This window comes from Nonomuraea sp. NPDC003709 (assembly GCF_040610775.1).
Taxonomy (GTDB): domain Bacteria; phylum Actinomycetota; class Actinomycetes; order Streptosporangiales; family Streptosporangiaceae; genus Nonomuraea; species Nonomuraea angiospora_A.
The window spans coordinates 208,781-226,572 of sequence record NZ_JBEXMW010000004.1; the positions used below are offsets into that span (position 1 = coordinate 208,781).

At 70.9% G+C, this 17,792-nt stretch carries 15 protein-coding genes; 9 read left to right on the forward strand and 6 right to left on the reverse strand.

Annotated features, from left to right (window positions below):
- Positions 1-28 precede the first annotated feature (28 nt).
- Complete coding sequence (locus ABZX61_RS13700; RefSeq protein WP_355194360.1) at positions 29-850, forward strand: hypothetical protein; 822 nt, start codon at positions 29-31, stop codon at positions 848-850.
- Here the strand turns inward: ABZX61_RS13700 and ABZX61_RS13705 are convergent.
- From ABZX61_RS13705 to paaI, 3 genes are read right to left on the reverse strand one after another with little or no spacing between them, the layout of a single operon-like run.
- Positions 839-1,435, reverse strand: coding sequence for a TetR/AcrR family transcriptional regulator (locus ABZX61_RS13705; RefSeq protein ID WP_355194362.1), 597 nt, complete (start codon positions 1,433-1,435; stop codon positions 839-841). The genes ABZX61_RS13700 and ABZX61_RS13705 overlap by 12 nt on opposite strands.
- Positions 1,436-1,438: 3 nt before the next feature.
- Positions 1,439-2,734, reverse strand: a complete 1,296-nt coding sequence (gene paaK, locus ABZX61_RS13710; RefSeq protein ID WP_355194364.1) for a phenylacetate--CoA ligase PaaK — start codon at positions 2,732-2,734, stop codon at positions 1,439-1,441.
- Positions 2,734-3,114, reverse strand: coding sequence for a hydroxyphenylacetyl-CoA thioesterase PaaI (paaI, locus tag ABZX61_RS13715; RefSeq protein ID WP_350723237.1), 381 nt, complete (start codon positions 3,112-3,114; stop codon positions 2,734-2,736). Before paaI ends, paaK begins: the two co-directional genes overlap by 1 nt.
- A gap of 99 nt (positions 3,115-3,213) precedes the next feature.
- Between paaI and paaN the strand changes: the two genes are divergently transcribed.
- The 4 genes from paaN (at position 3,214) to ABZX61_RS13735 (ending at position 8,865) form a co-directional block, all read left to right on the forward strand.
- Complete coding sequence (gene paaN, locus ABZX61_RS13720; RefSeq protein ID WP_355194366.1) at positions 3,214-4,860, forward strand: phenylacetic acid degradation protein PaaN; 1,647 nt, start codon at positions 3,214-3,216, stop codon at positions 4,858-4,860.
- An 81-nt stretch (positions 4,861-4,941) separates the two neighbouring features.
- Positions 4,942-5,889, forward strand: coding sequence for an MBL fold metallo-hydrolase (locus ABZX61_RS13725; protein WP_355194368.1), 948 nt, complete (start codon positions 4,942-4,944; stop codon positions 5,887-5,889).
- Positions 5,886-7,421 (forward strand): FAD-dependent monooxygenase, encoded by a 1,536-nt coding sequence (locus ABZX61_RS13730; RefSeq protein WP_355194370.1) that lies wholly within the window; start codon positions 5,886-5,888, stop codon positions 7,419-7,421. The genes ABZX61_RS13725 and ABZX61_RS13730 overlap by 4 nt, the downstream gene beginning before the upstream one ends.
- Before the next feature lie 10 nt (positions 7,422-7,431).
- Positions 7,432-8,865 carry a trehalose-6-phosphate synthase gene (locus tag ABZX61_RS13735; RefSeq protein WP_355194372.1) on the forward strand — a complete coding sequence of 478 codons (1,434 nt, stop codon included), beginning with the start codon at positions 7,432-7,434 and terminating at the stop codon, positions 8,863-8,865.
- On the opposite strand, the gene ABZX61_RS13740 is transcribed toward ABZX61_RS13735, so the two are convergent.
- Positions 8,798-9,082 (reverse strand): DUF4235 domain-containing protein, encoded by a 285-nt coding sequence (locus tag ABZX61_RS13740; RefSeq protein WP_185077851.1) that lies wholly within the window; start codon positions 9,080-9,082, stop codon positions 8,798-8,800. The genes ABZX61_RS13735 and ABZX61_RS13740 overlap by 68 nt on opposite strands.
- Positions 9,083-9,190: 108 nt before the next feature.
- Between ABZX61_RS13740 and valS the strand changes: the two genes are divergently transcribed.
- Positions 9,191-11,680 (forward strand): valine--tRNA ligase, encoded by a 2,490-nt coding sequence (valS, locus tag ABZX61_RS13745; RefSeq protein WP_355194374.1) that lies wholly within the window; start codon positions 9,191-9,193, stop codon positions 11,678-11,680.
- A 68-nt stretch (positions 11,681-11,748) separates the two neighbouring features.
- On the opposite strand, the gene ABZX61_RS13750 is transcribed toward valS, so the two are convergent.
- Positions 11,749-12,267 carry a winged helix-turn-helix domain-containing protein gene (locus ABZX61_RS13750; protein WP_355194376.1) on the reverse strand — a complete coding sequence of 173 codons (519 nt, stop codon included), beginning with the start codon at positions 12,265-12,267 and terminating at the stop codon, positions 11,749-11,751.
- Positions 12,268-12,324: 57 nt separating this feature from the next.
- Between ABZX61_RS13750 and ABZX61_RS13755 the strand changes: the two genes are divergently transcribed.
- Entirely contained in the window at positions 12,325-13,557 is a 1,233-nt protein-coding gene (locus ABZX61_RS13755) for an MFS transporter (protein WP_355194378.1), read from the forward strand.
- On the opposite strand, the gene ABZX61_RS13760 is transcribed toward ABZX61_RS13755, so the two are convergent.
- Positions 13,535-15,688 carry a DUF6351 family protein gene (locus tag ABZX61_RS13760; RefSeq protein ID WP_355194380.1) on the reverse strand — a complete coding sequence of 718 codons (2,154 nt, stop codon included), beginning with the start codon at positions 15,686-15,688 and terminating at the stop codon, positions 13,535-13,537. The two genes, ABZX61_RS13755 and ABZX61_RS13760, sit on opposite strands and share 23 nt — an antisense overlap.
- A 155-nt stretch (positions 15,689-15,843) precedes the next feature.
- Here ABZX61_RS13760 and ABZX61_RS13765 point away from each other — a divergent pair, with 155 nt between their 5' ends.
- Together ABZX61_RS13765 and dut are read left to right on the forward strand one after the other, a co-directional pair.
- On the forward strand, positions 15,844-17,103 hold the full coding sequence (locus tag ABZX61_RS13765) for an AI-2E family transporter (RefSeq protein WP_355194382.1): 1,260 nt from the start codon (positions 15,844-15,846) through the stop codon (positions 17,101-17,103).
- Between the two features lie 240 nt (positions 17,104-17,343).
- Positions 17,344-17,784: a dUTP diphosphatase gene (gene dut / locus ABZX61_RS13770; protein WP_355194384.1), complete on the forward strand. Its 441-nt coding sequence runs from the start codon at positions 17,344-17,346 to the stop codon at positions 17,782-17,784.
- Positions 17,785-17,792 lie beyond the last annotated feature (8 nt).

The window sequence follows — 17,792 nt, forward strand, 5'->3', positions numbered from 1 at the left end:
ATCGCGACCATGAGGACGGAGGCAACGCGTGGCCGTACCTGAGCAAGACAAGCAACCAGACAACGAGGTCGCCGGCCCCGAACGCGAGGTCGGCGAGCTCGTAGGCAAACTCACCGCGCCCGGCGAGCTGGAGCCGGCCGAGCGGCGCAGGCTGCTCGGCCGACTAGCCCGCGCGCTGTCCGAGGGGTCCAAGAGGGCACGCGCCACAGGCGCGGGCCGGGGCCGCTGGCTGGCGGACGTCTTTCTCAACATCGCGCCGCGCATCCCGATCAGGGACCTGCACACCCTTTCCGAGCACCATCACGGCCTGACCGGCGAGCAACTCGCCGACGACCTGGTGCGCACCGCCCAGAAGGCCACGATGACGGTCGGCGCCATCGGCGGAGCGCTCGCGGCGGCAGAGTTCGCCGCACCGCCCCTTCTGCTCTCCGCCCCCGCGCAACTCGTCGCCGAGACCATCGTCGTCGCCGCCATCGAGGTCAAGCTCCTGGCCGAACTGCACGAGGTCTACGGCGTACGCGTCGAGGGCTCGGGCACCCAGCGCGCGGTCGCGTTCACGGCCGCATGGGCCAGACAACGTGGCATCGACCCCCTCACGCCCACGTCCGTCTCGCTGGCGCTCGGCGCGGCCACCAAGACCGCCCTGCGCAACCGCCTCCTCCGGACGCTCGGCCGCCATCTGACCACGCTCGGCCCGTTCCTCACGGGAGCGATCGCCGGCGGCGCGCTCAACCGCATCGCCACCAAGAAACTCGGCGAGGCCGTACGCAACGACCTGCGCGTCAAGCTGCCCCGCGGCGCCGAGACCCCCGAGGTCGATCCTCCGCGGCGGGACGCGTTAGACCCGTAGGCCGGTGAAGGTCATCTTGAGCAGCGCGTCGGCCAGGTCGTCCGCCGAGGCCCCGCGCGCCGGTCGGTACCACTCGGTGATCGAGTTCACCGCGCCGAACAGCAGCCGCGTCACCAGCGCCGGGTCCACGTCCGGCCGGATGCTGCCCTCCGCCGCCGCCTCCTTGACCAGGTGGCTGATGAACCTGTCGAACTCCCGCCGCCGCTCCAGCGCCGCCTGCTCGGTGCGGCTGTTGCCGCGCACCCGCAGCAGCAGCGTCACGTACGGCAGCCGGTCCACGAGGATGCGCACGCTCTGCCGTACGGCCCACTCCAGGCGGTCGATCGCGGGCCCCGAGGCGGCGCGCTCGTCGGTCACCACCGCGAACAGCCCGTCGAGCGCCCGGTCCAGCGCCCGCGCCAGCAGTTGCTCCTTGCCCGGCACGTGGTAGTAGATGGCCGACTTCGTCACGCCGAGAGCCCTGGCCAGGTCCTCCATGCTCGTCCCGTCGTAGCCCCGCTCGTTGAAGACGCCGACGGCGGTGGACAGCACGGACTCCGGGTCGTGTCCGCGCTTGCGCCGGCGGGTGGGGGTCGGAGAGGCCATGTCTTAATTATCCCGCTTGTCGATGACTCGTTTGAGCTTGCCGACCGAGCGCTCCAGCGTCTCCGGATCCACCACCTCGACCTCCACGCTCACGCCCACGGTGTCCTTGACGGCCCGGCGCAGCTCCTCGCCTGCCTCCCCACGGGTCGCGAGGCCAGGGCGGGCCTCGACCCTGACCGTCATCACGTCGAGCCGCCCCGGGCGGGTCAGGTGGAGCTGGAAGTGCGGTGACAGGCCCTCCACGCGCAGCACCAGCTCCTCGATCTGGGTCGGGAACACGTTCACGCCGCGCAGGACGATCATGTCGTCGGTGCGGCCCGTCACCTTCTCCATGCGCCGGAACGCGGGCCTGGCGGTGCCCGGCAGCAGCCTGGTCAGGTCGCCGGTGCGGTAGCGGATGACCGGCATGGCCTCCTTGGTGAGGCTGGTGAAGACCAGCTCGCCCGCCTGCGCGGGCTCCCCGGTGAGGGGGTCGACGGTCTCCGGGTAGAAGTGGTCCTCCCAGACGTGCAGGCCGTCCTTGGTCTCGACGCACTCGTTCGCGACGCCGGGGCCGATCACCTCCGACAGGCCGTAGATGTCCACGGCGTGCAGGTCGAAGCGGTCCTCGAGTTCCGCGCGCATGCGCTCGGTCCAGGGCTCGGCGCCGAAGATCCCGATCCGCGGGGAGGACGCGCGGGGGTCCAGGCCCTGCCGCTCGAACTCGTCCAGCAGGGCCAGCATGTACGACGGCGTGACCATGACGATGTCGGGCCGCAGATCGGTGATGAGCCGGACCTGCCGGGGCGTCATGCCGCCGGAGACCGGCACCACCGTGCAGCCCAGCCGCTCGGCCCCGTAGTGGGCGCCCAGCCCGCCGGTGAACAGGCCGTACCCGTAGGCCACGTGCACGATGTCGCCCGGCCGGCCGCCGGAGGCGCGGATCGAGCGGGCCACGACGTCCGCCCAGACGTCCAGGTCGTGCCTGGTGTAGCCGACCACGGTGGGCGTGCCCGTGGTGCCGCTGGAGGCGTGGATCCTGGCCACCTGCTCGCGCGGGACGGCGAACATGCCGAACGGGTAGGTGTCGCGCAGGTCCTGCTTGGTGGTGAAGGGGAACTTCGCCAGGTCGGCGAGCTCTTTGCAGTCGCTCGGATGCACGCCCGCCTGGTCGAATTTTTGCCGATAAATCGGGACATGTTGGTAGGCGTGGGTGAGTGTCCGCTGGAGCCGCTCCAACTGGATCGACATGAGCTCGTCGCGGGACGCCCGCTCGATGGGATCGAGATCTTCCGGCGCGGGGGGATCGCCGAGTCTCATCAGCCCTCCACCTGTCTCAGCTCTCTGCTGCGGCCGCGGAACTCGGCGACCACCCGGCCGGCCGCGCCGCGCACCGTGATGTCGTAGATGCCGCTGCGGCCGTAGCGGGTGCGCTCGGCGGCCTCGGCCACCAGCACGTCGCCCGCGTGGGCCGGGGAGACGAACGTGATCTCCGCGCCCGCCGCCACCGTCACCGGGCCGTGGCTGTTGCAGGCGCACGCGAACGCGGTGTCGGCCAGCAGGAACACGTAGCCGCCGTGACACAGGTCGTGCCCGTTGATCATCTGGTCGGTCACGGTCATGCGGCACACCGCCCGGCCCTCGCCGAGCTCCGTCAGCTCGATGCCCAGGGCGGCGGAGGCGGTGTCGGCGTCCATCATGCGACGCGCGCTCTCCAACGCAGGTCTCCCTTGTCAACTGACCGAATGTTCGGTAAACACTTCACCGTCCGGACCATCCCTGTCAAGAGGATGAACACCATGTTCGAGCAGCACCGCGAGACTCTGGAGAAGGCGCTGTCGGCCATCGCCGAGCGGGGATACTGGAGCGCCTATCCCGAGTCGCCGAGCCCGCGCGTCTACGGCGAGGGGGCGGCCGAGCGGGGCAAGGAGGCGTTCGAGTCCTACCTCGGCAAGCCGTTCCCCCTCGACCAGCCGGGCACCGGGTCCCGGATCGGCGCCGAGCGCTCCCCGTACGGCATCGACCTCGGCGTCACCTACCCGCAGCCGCTCGTGGACGACCTGATCGCCGCGGCCCGGGCGGCGCTGCCCGCCTGGCGCGACGCCGGGCCCGAGGCCCGCGCGCTGGCCTGCGTCGAGATCGTCGACCGGATCAACCGGCGCAGCTTCGAGCTGGCCAATGCGGTGCAGCACACGACCGGGCAGGCGTTCGTGATGGCCTTCCAGGCGGGCGGGCCGCACGCGCAGGACCGCGCGCTCGAGGCCGTCGCCTACGGCTACGCGGCCATGACCTCCTCGGCCGCGAGCGCCCGCTGGGAGAAGCCGGCCAAGGGCGAGCCGCTGGTCATGGACAAGCGCTTCACGGTCGTGCCCCGGGGCGTCGCGCTGGTGATCGGCTGCAACACGTTCCCGACCTGGAACGCGTACCCGGGGCTGTTCGCCTCGCTCGTCACCGGCAACCCGGTGATCGTCAAGCCCCATCCGCGCGCGGTCCTGCCGCTCGCCATCACCGTGCGGATCGCCCGCGAGGTGCTGGCCGAGGCGGGCTTCGACCCCGGGCTGGTCTCGCTCGCGGTGGAGGAGGGGCAGGGGCTGGCCAGGACGCTCGCCACCCACCCCGACGTCCGCATCGTCGACTTCACCGGCTCCACGGAGTTCGGCGACTGGCTGGAGCAGAACGCGCGGCAGGCGCTCGTGCACACCGAGAAGGCGGGGGTCAACACGATCGTCGTCGACTCGACCGACTCCTGGCGCGGCATGCTGGGCAACCTGGCGTTCTCGCTGTCGCTCTACAGCGGCCAGATGTGCACGGCGCCGCAGAACCTCCTCGTGCCGGCCGGCGGGATCGAGACGGACGAGGGGCACAAGAGCTTCGACGAGGTCTGCGCCGGGCTGGCGGGCGCCGTCGGCAGGCTGCTCGGGGACGACGCCCGCGCGGTGGAGCTGACCGGGGCCATCGTCAACCCCGACGTGCTGGCCCGGGTGGAGGCGGCGCCGTCGCTGGGCGAGGTGGTGCTGGAGTCGCGCGCGGTGAAGCACCCGGGGTTCCCGGACGCGGTGGTGCGGACGCCGGTGATCGTGAAGGTCTCGCCGGACGACTCCGACGTCTACGGGCGGGAGCATTTCGGGCCGATCGCGTTCGTCATCCCGATGGGGTCGACGCAGGAGAGCCTGGAGGTGCTGGGCCGCACGATCAAGGCCCGCGGGGCGCTCACGGCCGCCGCCTACTCCACCTCCGACGAGGTGCTCGACCAGGCCGAACGGGCCGCCCTCGACGCAGGGGTGAACCTGTCGTGCAACCTGACGGGCGGCGTCTTCGTCAACCAGTCGGCGGCGTTCAGCGACTACCACGGCACGGGCGCCAACCCGGCCGCCACGGCCTCGCTCACGGACCCGGGCTACGTGGCGGGCCGCTTCCACATCGTCCAGACCCGGCGTCCGGCGTGACGTGGGGCGGCGTTGGGAGAGGGGCCGTCGGAGGGGGAAGGGGTCCTGGCGGGTGCTGACCGCGTCGCGGGAGGAGTGGTGATGGCCAGACCGTTCGCCTCGTCGGCCGATCTCGGCGAGAAGGAGCAGTCCCTGGAGGTGCTGGCCGAGGGCGTGTACGCGCTCACGGCAGAAGGCGATCCGAACGTGGGCGCCATCGAGGCCGAGGACTTCCTCGTCTGCTTCGAGGCGCTCGCCACGCCCGTGGCCGCCCGCGAATGGCTGGCCAGGCTACGGGAGCACACCGACAAGCCGATCAGGTACCTGGTGCTGTCGCACTACCACGCCGTCCGGGTGCTGGGCGCGTCGGCGTTCGGCGCGGACGTGATCGTGACGCACGACAAGACCCGCGAGCTGATCGCCGAGCGCGGCGAGCAGGACTGGGCCAGCGAGTACGCCAGGATGCCCCGCCTGTTCAAGGAGCCCGGGTCGATCCCGGGGCTGACGTGGCCGACGGCGACGTTCAGCGACACGTTCACCATCGACCTGGGCGGCGACCGGGGCGACCTGGTGCTGGCCCACTGCGGGCGCGGCCACACCGAGGGCGACCTGGTGGCCTGGCTGCCGAAGCGACGGATCATGTTCGCCGGCGACCTCGTCGAGTCCCAGGCCGCCCTCTACACCGGCGACGCCTTCCACCTCGACTGGTCCGCCGCGACGCTCGACAAGGTCGCGTCGTTCGGGGCGGAGACGCTGGTCGGGGGCAGGGGCGCGGTGGTGCGCGGCCGGCAGGGGGTGGACGCGGCTATCGCGCAGACGCGTGACTTCCTCACCGTGATGCTGCGCGAGGTCGGCGCGGCGGGCTCGCTCAAGGAGGCGTTCGAGCGCACGCACCGGGCGCTGGCGCCCCGGTACGGGTCGTGGCCGATCTTCGAGCACTGCCTGCCGTTCAACGTCTCCAGGCTCTGGGACGAGCTGCACGGCGTCGAGCGCCCGCGCATCTGGACCGCCGAGCGCGACCGCGAAGTCTGGGACCAGCTCCAGTCATGAACGCCCCAGCCAGTGCGCAGGTCATCGTGGTCGGGGCCGGGCCGGTCGGGCAGAGTGCCGCGCTGCTGCTGGCCCGCTGGGGCATCCAGGTGCTGGTGCTCGACCGGCGGGCCGGGCGCGACTCCACCGGGTCGAAGTCCATCTGCCAGCAGCGCGACGTGCTCGACATCTGGACCGCCGCCGGCGCGGGCAAGATCGCCGAGGAGGGCCTGGCCTGGACCACCGCCCGCACCTACTACCGCGACCGCGAGCTGTTCTCCTGGTCGTTCGAGCGCGAGGGCCCACTGCCGGCGTGCGTGAACATCTCCCAGACCCGCACCGAGCAGATCCTGGACGAGGCCATCGCGACGCAGCCGCTCATCGAGGTGCGCTGGGACCACGAGGTCACCGGCCTCGACCAGGACCCCTCGGGGGTGACGGTCCGCTGCGGTCAGCGGTCGCTGCGCGCGTCCTACGCACTGGTCTGCGCGGGCGCCAGGGCCCAGCAGGTACGCCAGGCGCTCGGCGTCTCGTTCGACGGGGAGACGTTCGACGACCAGTTCCTCATCTGCGACATCAGGGCCGACCTGCCCGGCTGGGAGAACGAGCGCCGCTTCTACTTCGACCCGCTGTGGAACCCGGGCCGCCAGGTCCTGATCCACCCCTGCCCGGGCGGCACGTTCCGGATCGACTGGCAGATCGCGCCCGACTTCATCCCAACAAAAGCCGATATTTCCGGAAAAATTGGACAGATCATCGGCGGCCGGCCCTATGACCTGCTCTGGCACAGCACGTACCGCTTCCACTCCCGCATCGCCTCCCGCATGCGCGTCGGCCGGGTCCTGCTGGCCGGCGACAGCGCCCACCTGGTGGCCCCATTCGGCGCCAGAGGCCTCAACTCCGGCGTGCCCGACGCCGAGAACGCGGCCTGGAAGCTGGCCTTCGTGCTCAACGGCTGGGCGGGGGAGGGGCTGCTGGAGTCGTACCACGCCGAGCGGCACGCGGCCGCGCGGGAGAACCTCGAGATCACCGCCGCCACGATGCGCTTCCTCGCCCCCAGGACCGTGGCGGAGCGCATGCGCAGGCGGGCCGTGCTGGAGGGCGGGCTGGTGGCGGAGGTGGACTCGGGCCGGTTCGCGGAGCCGTTCTGGTACGTGGACTCGCCGCTGACCACCCCCGAGCCGACGCGGCCGTTCGGGGGCAGGCCGCCCAAGGGCGCGCTGTGCGTTCCGGCGCCCGGCGTGATCCTTCCGGACGTGGGACTTTCGGGCGGCAGGTTGCGGGAGTTCTGTCGTGACGGTTTTCTCGTGTTGTTGGGTGATATGTGCGATTCGCGTTTGTTTGCGCAGGTCTTGGGCAAGGTCATTACGGCGCCGCTCGCCGTGCGCGGGCTCGCGGAGATGGATGGGACCGGCTCGCTCGCTGAAAGGCTCGGCGCCGGACCGGATGAGGCATGGCTCATCAGGCCCGACTCCCACATCGCCGCGATCATCCCCCATGCGGGTCCCGACTCGGTGGCGGACGCCGTCCGCCGCGTGCTCGGCGAACAATAGGAGGAACTGCGTGACTGGCCGTAGCTCGTTTCTGATCGTCGCGAACCGGTTGCCGGTGGATCGGATGCTCGAGCCTGACGGAACGGCCTCGTGGCGCAGGAGCCCTGGTGGCCTCGTGACCGCGATCGCACCGGTGATGAAGCGCCGGCACGGAGCCTGGCTCGGCTGGCACGGAGCCCCCGACGAGAAGCTGGAGCCGTTCGAGCAGGACGGCATGAACCTCATCCCGGTCCCCCTGTCGGCCGGCGAGGTGGAGCTGTACTACGAGGGCTTCTCCAACGCCACCCTCTGGCCGCTCTACCACGACGTGGTGGCGCCGCCGGTGTTCGACCGGGCGATGTGGGACACCTACCGCGCCGTCAACGAGCGCTTCGCCAACGCCGCCGCCGACGCCGCCGAGAAGGGCGCGGTGGTCTGGGTGCAGGACTACCAGCTCCAGCTCGTCCCGGCCATGCTGCGCAGGCTCAGGCCGGACCTGCGGATCGGGTTCTTCCTGCACATCCCGTTCCCGCCGACCGAGCTGTTCTGGCGGCTGCCGTGGCGCAAGGACCTCGTCGAAGGGCTGCTCGGGGCCGACCTGGTGGGCTTCCAGCTGCCCGGCGGGGCCTCCAACTTCCGGCGGCTGTGCCGCAGGCTGCTCGGGCTGCCGTACAAGGGGAACGAGATCTTCCTCGACGACCGGGTGGTGACCACGCAGGCGTTCCCCATCTCGGTGGACTTCGGGCAGCTCGACTCGCTGGTGCGCGACCCGCAGATCATGGCGCGGGCCAAGGAGGTCAGGGCAGAGCTGGGCGATCCCGAGCACGTGCTGCTCGGCGTCGACCGGCTCGACTACACCAAGGGCATCGGGCAGCGGCTGGAGGCGTTCGGCGAGCTGCTCAAGGACGGGCGGCTGAAGGCGAACGAGGCCGTGTTCGTGCAGATCGCCACGCCCAGCAGGGAGCGGGTGGAGGAGTACAAGCGGCTGCGCGACGACATCGAGCTGCAGGTCGGGCGGATCAACGGCGAGCACGCGCAGCTCGGCTACCAGCCGGTCCAGTATTTCCACCAGTCCTACGACCACGCCGAGCTGGCCGCCCTCTACCTGGCCGCCGACGTCATGGTCGTGACCCCGCTGCGTGACGGGATGAACCTGGTCGCCAAGGAGTACGTCTCCTGCCACCACGACCTGCACGGCGCGCTGGTGCTCAGCGAGTTCGCCGGGGCGGCCGACGAGCTGCGCCAGGCCTACCTGGTCAACCCGTACGACGTGGAGGACGTCAAGCGGCAGATGGTGGCCGCGATGCGGGCCACGCCGCACGAGCTGGCCCGGCGGATGCGCACGATGCGCCGCCGGGTAGCCACCTACGACGTGGACCGCTGGGCCAACGAGTTTCTCACTGCCCTTGAGTCACCTGCTTCACAGACTTCCACGCGTCGTAACGCTTCTTGGCGGTCCGGTTGACCACGATCTGCGCCACGGACATGCCGACACCCATGAGCACGGCGTAGCCGATCGCCTCCCCCATGCTGACCTCGGGCGAGTCTGTGTCGAGCGGCGGTTCCTTCCCGGTCGCCTTCACCCAGACGAACCCGAGGACCTTCCTTGCCGCCCAGCCGGTGGCCAGACCGACCAGGCCGCCGATCACACGCCAGGCGACATCGGGCTTGTCCTCCGCCATGTCGATCTCCCTTCCCCTCTGTAACGAAGACTAGTCTGCACCGCTTGCCGGGCCTGCGAAGCCGTACCATATGGAGGCATGACTCAACAGCGACTACGCCATGCATCCATGCCGGAAAAGCCGACCCTCGACGGCTTGGAGCAGGTATGGGTAGCTCGCTGGGAGGACGAGGGCACCTACCGTTTCGACCGGTCCGCGCCGCGCGAGCAGGTTTATGCCATCGACACGCCGCCGCCGACCGTGTCCGGCTCGCTGCACGTCGGTCATGTCTTCTCCTTCACCCACACCGACATCATGGCCCGCTACCAGCGGATGATCGGAAAGTCGGTGTTCTACCCGATCGGCTGGGACGACAACGGCCTGCCCACCGAGCGCCGGGTGCAGAACGTCTATGGCGTGCGCTGTGACCCGTCGCTGCCCTATGACCCTGACTTCGTGCCACCGGACAAGCCCGGCAAACGTGAGATCGCCATCTCGCGGCGTAACTTCGTGGAGCTGTGTCACAAGCTGACCGCCCTCGACGAGCAGGCGTTCGAGGAGGTCTGGCGGCGGGTCGGCCTGTCGGTCGACTGGTCGCTGCTCTACACCACGATCAGCGACGAGGCGCAGGCGGTCTCGCAGCGCGCCTTCCTGCGCAACCTGCTGCGCGGCGAGGCCTACCTCGCCGAGGCGCCGACGCTGTGGGACGTCACCTTCCGCACCGCCGTCGCCCAGGCCGAGCTGGAGGACCGGGAGTGGCCCGGCGCGTTCCACAAGATCTCGTTCTACGGCGAGAAGGGCCCGGTCTTCATCGAGACGACCAGGCCCGAGCTGATCCCGGCGTGCGTGGCGCTGGTCGCCCACCCCGACGACGAGCGCTACCAGCCGCTGTTCGGCACCTCGGTGCTGACGCCGCTGTTCGGGGTGGAGGTGCCGGTGCTGGCCCACCGGCTGGCCGAGCCCGACAAGGGCACCGGCATCGCCATGATCTGCACGTTCGGCGACATCACCGACGTCACCTGGTGGCGGGAGCTGCACCTGGAGACCCGGCCGATCATCGGCTGGGACGGGCGGCTGCTGGCCGAGCCGCCGCAGGGCGTGGAGGCGGAGCCGTACAAGGAGCTGGCCGGCAAGACCGTGCACAGCGCCCGCGAGCGGATCGTGGAGCTGCTGCGGGAGTCCGGCGACCTCGAGGGCGAGCCGAGGCCCGTCTCGCGCACGGTCAAGTTCTACGAGAAGGGCGACCGGCCGCTCGAGATCGTCACCACCCGCCAGTGGTACATCCGCAACGGCGGGCGCGATGAGGAGCTGCGTGATCGGCTGCTGGGGCGCGGGCGCGAGCTGACGTGGCACCCGCCGCACATGCGCGTGCGCTACGACAACTGGGTCGAGGGGCTCACCAGCGACTGGCTGATCTCGCGCCAGCGCTTCTTCGGCGTGCCGTTCCCGGTGTGGTATCCGATCGACGAGTCGGGGCAGCCCGTCCACGACGCGCCGATCGTGCCCACGGAGGACATGCTGCCGGTCGACCCGTCCTCCGACGTGCCGCCCGGCTACACCGAGGACCAGCGCGGCGTGCCCGGCGGGTTCATGGCCGACCCCGACGTGATGGACACCTGGGCCACCTCGTCGCTGACGCCGCAGATCGCGGGCCGCTGGGAGACCGACGACGACCTGTTCAAGCGGGTCTACCCGGCCGACCTGCGGCCGCAGGCGCACGAGATCATCCGCACCTGGCTGTTCTCGACCGTGGTCAGGTCCCACTACGAGTTCGGCCGGCTGCCGTGGAGCGACGTCGCGATCTCGGGCTGGATCCTCGACCCCGACCGCAAGAAGATGTCCAAGTCCAAGGGCAACGTGGTCACCCCGCTCGACCTGCTGAAGCAGCACGGCTCCGACGCGGTGCGCTACTGGGCGGCCAACGGCCGCTACGGCGTGGACACCGCGTTCGACGCCGGGCAGCTCAAGATCGGGCGGCGGCTCGCGATCAAGATCCTCAACGCGTCCAAGTTCGTCCTCGGCCTGGCTATGAACGACGGGCCAGGATCGAACACGGTCACCGAGCCGCTCGACCTGTCGATGCTCGCGGGCCTGTCCGACGCCGTGCGCGAGGCCGGCCAGGCGTTCGAGGCCTACGACCACACTAGGGCGCTGGAGGCCGTGGAGCGCTTCTTCTGGGCGTTCTGCGACGACTACCTGGAGCTGGTCAAGGCCAGGGCCTACGAGTCCGGTCCGGCCGCCGCCTCCGCCCACGCGGCGCTGCGGCAGGCGCTCGACGTGCTGCTGCGGCTGTTCGCGCCGTTCCTGCCCTTCGTGACCGAAGAGGTGTGGTCGTGGTGGCGCGAGGGATCGGTGCACCGGGCCCCGTGGCCCGCTCTCCCGCGCGGGGCCGGCGACCCGGCCGTGCTGGCCGTGGCGTCCGAGGTGCTCGGCCAGGTGCGCAAGGCCAAGTCCGAGGCCAAGCAGTCGATGCGGGCCGAGGTCTCCAGGCTGACCGTTTGGGCGCCCGAAGTCGGGCTTGTCCGCCAAGCTCAGGACGACCTTTGTGCCGCAGGCACTGTGGAGGAGTTCGTCTTGGAGTATGGTGACGAGCTGAAAGTCGAGGTCCACCTGGGCTGACGTCCGGATGGCAGGACGCCGGGCCGCCCCCTCTGCGGGGCGCCCGGCGTCCGTGCGTTCAGGGGTCCTCAGCGGTCCCGGGTGACGTCGCGGTGCATGGCCAGGAAGATCGAGTACGCCTGCCCGTCCGGCGGCGCCTGCCGCCCGCGAAACTCGTCGAACAGCTCCTCCAGCCGCCTGCGCAGCTCCGCGTGCCCGTCGGGGGTGAGCCTGAGCCCCAGCCTGACGAGGTCGGCCCGCTCGATGTCGATGAGCCTGCTCTCCTGCAGGAACGCGTCGAGCATCGCCGCGCTGCCCCCGCTCACGCCGCTCTCGCGGACGTCCATCTCCCACGACTTGCCGGTGGCCCGGTAGGGGATCTCCGTGGAGCCGCGCGGCCCCGGCCGGCTGGGCTCGGCGGACAGGAAACCCGTCTCCACGAGCTTGCGCACGTGGTGGAGGGTGGTGGCGGGGTTGGCGTCGAGGCAGCCGGCGATCTCTTTGTTGGTGAGCGCCTGGTCGAGACAGAGTCGCAGGATGCGCAGCCGTACGGCCGAGGCCAGCGCGCGGGCCTCGGCCTCGGTGGCGGGGCGGCGTTGGGTGCCCATGGACCGCCACCCTATAACCGGTTGATTTTTCCCAATCAGTCAGGGATGCTCTGACGGGTGAGCCTGTTACGCGATCACGACTTCCGCCGGTTGTTCCTCGCCGACGTCGCCAGCCAGGCGGGCAGCCAGCTCCTGGTGCTGGCGCTGCCGCTGGTGGCCGTGTCGGCGCTGCGGGCCTCCGCGTTCGAGGTGGGCCTGCTGGCGGCATGCCAGACGCTGGCGTTCGTGGTGATCGGGCTCCCCGCCGGCGCCCTCGTCGACCGGCTGCGCAAGCGCGTGGTCATGGTGGTCAGCGACTGGGCGAGGGCGCTGGCGCTCGCGTCCGTGCCGGTCGCGTGGTGGCTGGACGTGCTGACGATCCACCAGCTGTACGCGGTGGCGCTGGTGCTGGGCGTCTTCACCGTGTTCTTCGACGTCGCGTACCAGAGCTACCTGCCCTGCCTGGTCGAACGCGAGCGGCTCGTCGAGGGCAACTCCACGCTGGAGATCGTCCGCACGGTGGCGCAGGTCGGCGGGCCGAGCGGGGGCGGCTACCTGATCCACCTCCTCACCGCGCCGTTCGCGCTGGTCGCCACGGTGGCCGGGTTCGCCTGGTCGGCGCTGTGCCTGGGGACGATCTGCAGACACGAGGCCCGTCCGGAGCCCGGCCGGGCCAACCTGGGCCAGGAGATCGCCGAAGGCGTGCGATTCGTGCTCGGGCACCGGCTGCTGCGCCGCATCGCCGGCTGCACCGCCACCGCGAACTTCTTCGTCTCCGTGGCCCAGCCCATGCTCCTGCTCCTCCTGGCCAGGGAGCTCGGCCTGGACGCGGGCACCATCGGGCTGCTCATGGCCTCGGGCGGCCTCGGCGGGATCGTCGGCGCGCTGGTCAACGCCCGGGTCGTCAGGCGGCTCGGGCAGGGGCCGGCGATGTGGCTGGGCATAGCCGTGCCCGCGCCGCTGACGTTCGTGCTGCCGTGGATGGCGGCCGACTGGCGGCTGGGGCTGTTCGTGGCCTACGAGTTCTGCGTCGGGGCCGGGGTGGTGATCTACAACGTGACGCAACTCAGTTTCCGCCAGGCCATCACCCCCGAGCCGCTGCTCGGGCGGGTGAACGCCACCATGCGCTTCCTGGTGTGGGGCACGCTGCCGCTGGGCGGGCTGATCGGTGGCGCGCTGGGCGGGGCGATCGGAGTGCGGAACACGCTCCTGGTCGCGGCTGCCGGGGCCTGCCTGGCGTTCCTGCCGCTGGTCACCTCGCCCCTGCGCTCGATGCGCGAACTGCCCGTCAGTAGTCGCACACTCCGGTAGGGAAGATCTGCTTCAGCCTGGCCCGCTCCTCCTCGGTCGGGTGCCAGGAGCCGTACAGGCCCCTCGCGACGGCCCGATCGACCGGCTGGAGGCGGCACCTGTAGACGCCGCCCGCCAGCGGGCCGCCCGCCACCACGCGGCTCGTCGAGTAGAGCGGGAAGTGCTGCGTGCAGGCGCCGGGGGAGCGGCGGTCGAGGATGCCGTCCCAGACGTGCGGGCCCGCCGCGATCTGCGTGCCGTCCGTGGCGAAGCAGCGGTCCACCGCCTCCGGCGGCCTGTTGCCGGCCACGCCGCGCGCCGGATATTTACGGATGTTGGCCATCCAGGCGTCCATCACCTGCAGCGCCTGCGGCGTCTGGTCGAACTTCGGCCCGTCGGGCCGCGCGTCCGTGAACCAGATGACCTGATTGCCCGCCCGGCCGTCGTGGTCGAGCATCCGCTGCCTGGAGGCGAACGACTGGTGCGAGTCGTGCATGTCGAGCCGGTCCTCCAGGTAGTGCCGCCAGTCGATGATCGGGATGTCGATGTCGCCCCTGAACACCAGGCCGCTGCGCCGCACGTTCCTGATCGCGATCGGGTCTCCCGCGCGCCTGGGCGCCGGGTCGCCCAGGTTGACGTTGCGGGCGCTCCAGGGGTCGAAGTCGGCCGGGCAGGCGGACTGCACGAACGGGCAGCCCTCCTGGACCATGTCCGCCGCCTCCTTCCACGAGCCCGCCTTCGCGTTGACGTCCAGGAACTCGGCCGGGGTGATCACGCCGTCGGCCAGCGCCTTCAGCCCGTACTGGACGCCCACGTTGTCCCAGGTCGAGCGGGCGTACCCGTGCTCGTCCACGCCGTAGACGTTGCGCACGTCGTCCCAGTGCGTCCACTGCACGGTGTCCTTGACGCCCGGCGGGTCCATGCGCTGCCACTCGGGGTCGTTGTTCGAGGTCCACCGCGGGTTCATGGTCAGCGGGGTCAGGCCGCGCCAGCCGTTGACGCACTCGTCGGAGCCCTGTCCGCCGGTGTACGGGTTCGCGACCGTGTCGCTGGCGTTCATGCCGATGAGGGCCGTCCTGTCGTCCCACCGGGCCCAGCGCGGATTGCGGTCCATGTAGCGTTCGAGTAGCTCGCAGTCGCCCACGTGGATGGTCTGGGTGGCCATGTCCGGATAGGAGTACTGCGGGATCGCGGCGTCGATCAGCCGGTCGCCCAGGTTCTGGCCGTAGATGTACTGCTGGATGGCCCCGCCCGAGCCGCCCACGCCCACCGTGTAGAGCGGGACGCCGTACTGCTCGATGAAGCGCTCCTTGACCATGAGGGCCGTCTCGCCGCCCAGGATCAGGTTGTAGTGGGTGGAGGTGCGGGTGCCCGACGAGTACATGATCGCGTAGCCCTGGCCCAGCCCGTACGGGTCGAGGGCGTTGCCGCCGAGCGTGCCCTGGTCGTGGCCGATCCCCACGCCGCCGTCGAACCGGTAGATCGCCCGGCCGGTCCAGCCGTCCTCGACCATGGCGATGGAGTAGAGGAAGCGGTTGATCACGCCGCGCTCCCTGCGTACCACGAAGTCGACCGTGCGGCCGTCCGGCAGCGTGGTCGTGGACATGTCGGCGGGCCGCCCAGTGGATCCGCTCGCCGGCATGGGCTTGAACGTGCCGTCCGTGGACCGGTAGAGGCGGTCGGTGACGGCTGGCGCGAAGCAGTCCCTGCTCCAGCCGCCCGCGACGCGCATGCCCTGGCCGTCCTGGTTGTCCGCCGCGGGCGGGCCCAGCCCGCTGCGCTCGGTCTTGCACAGGAACGGGTACTGGTGCGGACCCGAGAAGACCGGGCCCTCGATGGGATGGTTGCGCAACGTCAGCGTCCGCCGCTCCCGGCCCGCCGTGGCGACGATCGTGTTCGCTCCCGTCCTCAGGCCGGTGACCAGGGCCGTGAGGCCGTCCCTGGTCTGCTTGAAGGCCGCCGTGACGTCCTCGCCGTCGCGCGTGACCCGGAGCCGCGTGCCTTCGCGGTGGCGGACCCTGAGCAGGGCGTCACCGCCGGTGACCTGGTCGGGGCGGCTGGAGAGCACGTCCAGCGCCAGATCGGCGCGGGAGGCGTACGCGGGGGCGGGCAAGAGCGACGCGAGCACGGCGAGGACCACCACAGCCTTCATGACCATGACGGTGACACGCCGTCCATCCCTTGCACAGGCCCGACCTTGGCGAGGTGGGCTTGTGCTGGTCGCGCGGCCTTCGGGTCGCTCTGTGGTCAGCCGCCCCATGAATTATGGGCGCGCATCCGGGCCGCGGACATGCCAGTCTGGAATATGTGTTTCCCGACCGCCCTACCAAGCTCGTGCCGCCCGTGCTGGCCAAGATGGCCGCGTGGTGCGCGTGCCTGATCCTCGTCGGCGTGGTCGTCTACTTCTTCGCCCTCGTCATCGCCCGGCTCACGTTCGTGGCGCTGCCCGTGGCGATCGCGCTGCTGCTGACCGCGCTGCTGTTCCCGCTGACCAACAGCCTGCGCCAGGCGGGCATGCGGCCCATCTACGCCACCTGGATCACCATGCTGGTGGCCCTGGCCGTGCTCGCCGGCACCGGGTGGCTGGTGGGGGCGCGGGCCAGCGACGAGTTCCCCAACCTCGTCCAGCAGGTGCAGGCGACGGCCCGATCGGTGCAGGACTGGCTGATCACCGGCCCCCTGCACCTCAAAGAGGCGCAGATCACGAGCTACGTCGACGAGATCGCCACCATGGTCAACACGCAGCGCACGGCCATCACCGGCACCGTGCTGACGGCCGGGGCGGTCGCCTTCGAGGTGCTCGCGTCCATCGTGCTGCTGCTGTTCGTGACGTTCTTCCTGCTCAAGGACGGCGAGCGCATCTGGTCGTGGGTCCTGCGGGGGTTCGGCAACGTCGCGCCGCGCGTGGACCGGGCCGGGCGGGCCGCCTGGGCCACGCTCTCCCACTACGTGCAGGGCACCGTGGCCGTGGCCGCGGTGCACGGGCTGATCATGGGCATCGTGCTGGCGGGCATGGGCGTGCCGCTGTGGGCGCCGCTGGCCGTGCTGATCTTCTTCGCCAGCTTCATCCCGATCGTCGGCATCTTCTTCGCCGGCACGGTCGCCACCCTCGTCACGCTGGGCGCCAAGGGGCTCGTCTACGCGCTGATCTTCCTCGGCATCCTCATCGTCGAGCAGCAGCTGGAAAATCACGTGCTCCAGCCGCTGATCGTGGGCCGGGCGCTCAACTTCCATCCGCTGGCGATCATCCTCGTGCTGGCCATCGGCGGCATCCTGGCCGGCATCGCGGGGGCCGCCGTCGCCGTGCCGGTGGCCGCGGTGATCTACCGCGCGCTGCCCGAGCTCATGCATCAACCACCCGCCCTGCCACCGCCCAGCCATGGTCCCGGGGAGGACAAGGGGCCCAGAGGGGACGCCGGGGGAGGGCCCGGCGAGGTTCCCCGTCCGCGCGGCGAGGGGGCCGCTCCCCGCGACGACGTATCCGGATCGCGCGGCGCGGAGCCCGGCGGCAGAGGCGCCGAGCCCGGAAGCCAGGGCGAGAACGGCCGGCGGGTGGAGACCGAGTAACCTCGTCAGCCGTGACTCCCTGTCTCCTCTCCGCTCCCGTGGGCACGACACTCCACTTGCGTGCCGGGTGCGACGGCAATGCGGGCGGGAAGGCGTACCTTGAGGCTGAGGGGCGAAACCGCCCGTCCGCCCGTCCGCCCGTCCGCCCGTCCGCGCGGCGGCGCTGTTCGTCGAGGTGAGCATGGGACACTTCGCCAAGCACGCCACCGTACAGAACACCCAGGACTACGAGGTGAACCCTTGAGCAACGTAGAGGTCCTCATCCAGCGGCTCGACGCCGGGCTGCCGATGCCGTCCTACGCCCACGCGGGAGACGCGGGCGCCGACCTCTACGCGGCCGAGGACGTCGAGTTGCTGCCCGGCGAGCGGGCCGTCATCGGGACGGGCGTCGCGATCGCCCTGCCCGACGGCTACGCCGCGTTCGTCCACCCGAGGTCCGGGCTGGCCGCCAAGCACGGTGTCACGCTGGTCAACGCGCCGGGCACGGTCGACGCGGGCTACCGCGGCGAGATCAGGGTGACGCTGATCAACACCGACGCCAAGGAGCCGTTCCGCCTCCAGCGGGGCGACCGGGTGGCCCAGCTCGTGGTCCAGCGGGTGGAGCGCGCGGCCTTCTACGAGGTGGAGAGCCTGCCGGGTTCGGTGCGCGGCGCCAACGGGTTCGGATCTACAGGACGATGAGCATCGGG

Bases quoted from the DNA above. Each gene is read 5' to 3' on its own strand.
- paaK (WP_355194364.1), bottom strand. From the start codon at position 2,734: ATGAGACTCGGCGATCCCCCCGCGCCGGAAGATCTCGATCCCATCGAG.
- ABZX61_RS13725 (WP_355194368.1), top strand. From the start codon at position 4,942: ATGGCCAGACCGTTCGCCTCGTCGGCCGATCTCGGCGAGAAGGAGCAG.
- valS (WP_355194374.1), top strand. From the start codon at position 9,191: ATGCCGGAAAAGCCGACCCTCGACGGCTTGGAGCAGGTATGGGTAGCT.
- ABZX61_RS13740 (WP_185077851.1), bottom strand. From the start codon at position 9,082: ATGGCGGAGGACAAGCCCGATGTCGCCTGGCGTGTGATCGGCGGCCTG.
- ABZX61_RS13760 (WP_355194380.1), bottom strand. From the start codon at position 15,688: ATGAAGGCTGTGGTGGTCCTCGCCGTGCTCGCGTCGCTCTTGCCCGCC.
- ABZX61_RS13730 (WP_355194370.1), top strand. From the start codon at position 5,886: ATGAACGCCCCAGCCAGTGCGCAGGTCATCGTGGTCGGGGCCGGGCCG.
- paaI (WP_350723237.1), bottom strand. From the start codon at position 3,114: ATGATGGACGCCGACACCGCCTCCGCCGCCCTGGGCATCGAGCTGACG.
- paaN (WP_355194366.1), top strand. From the start codon at position 3,214: ATGTTCGAGCAGCACCGCGAGACTCTGGAGAAGGCGCTGTCGGCCATC.
- ABZX61_RS13750 (WP_355194376.1), bottom strand. From the start codon at position 12,267: ATGGGCACCCAACGCCGCCCCGCCACCGAGGCCGAGGCCCGCGCGCTG.
- ABZX61_RS13705 (WP_355194362.1), bottom strand. From the start codon at position 1,435: ATGGCCTCTCCGACCCCCACCCGCCGGCGCAAGCGCGGACACGACCCG.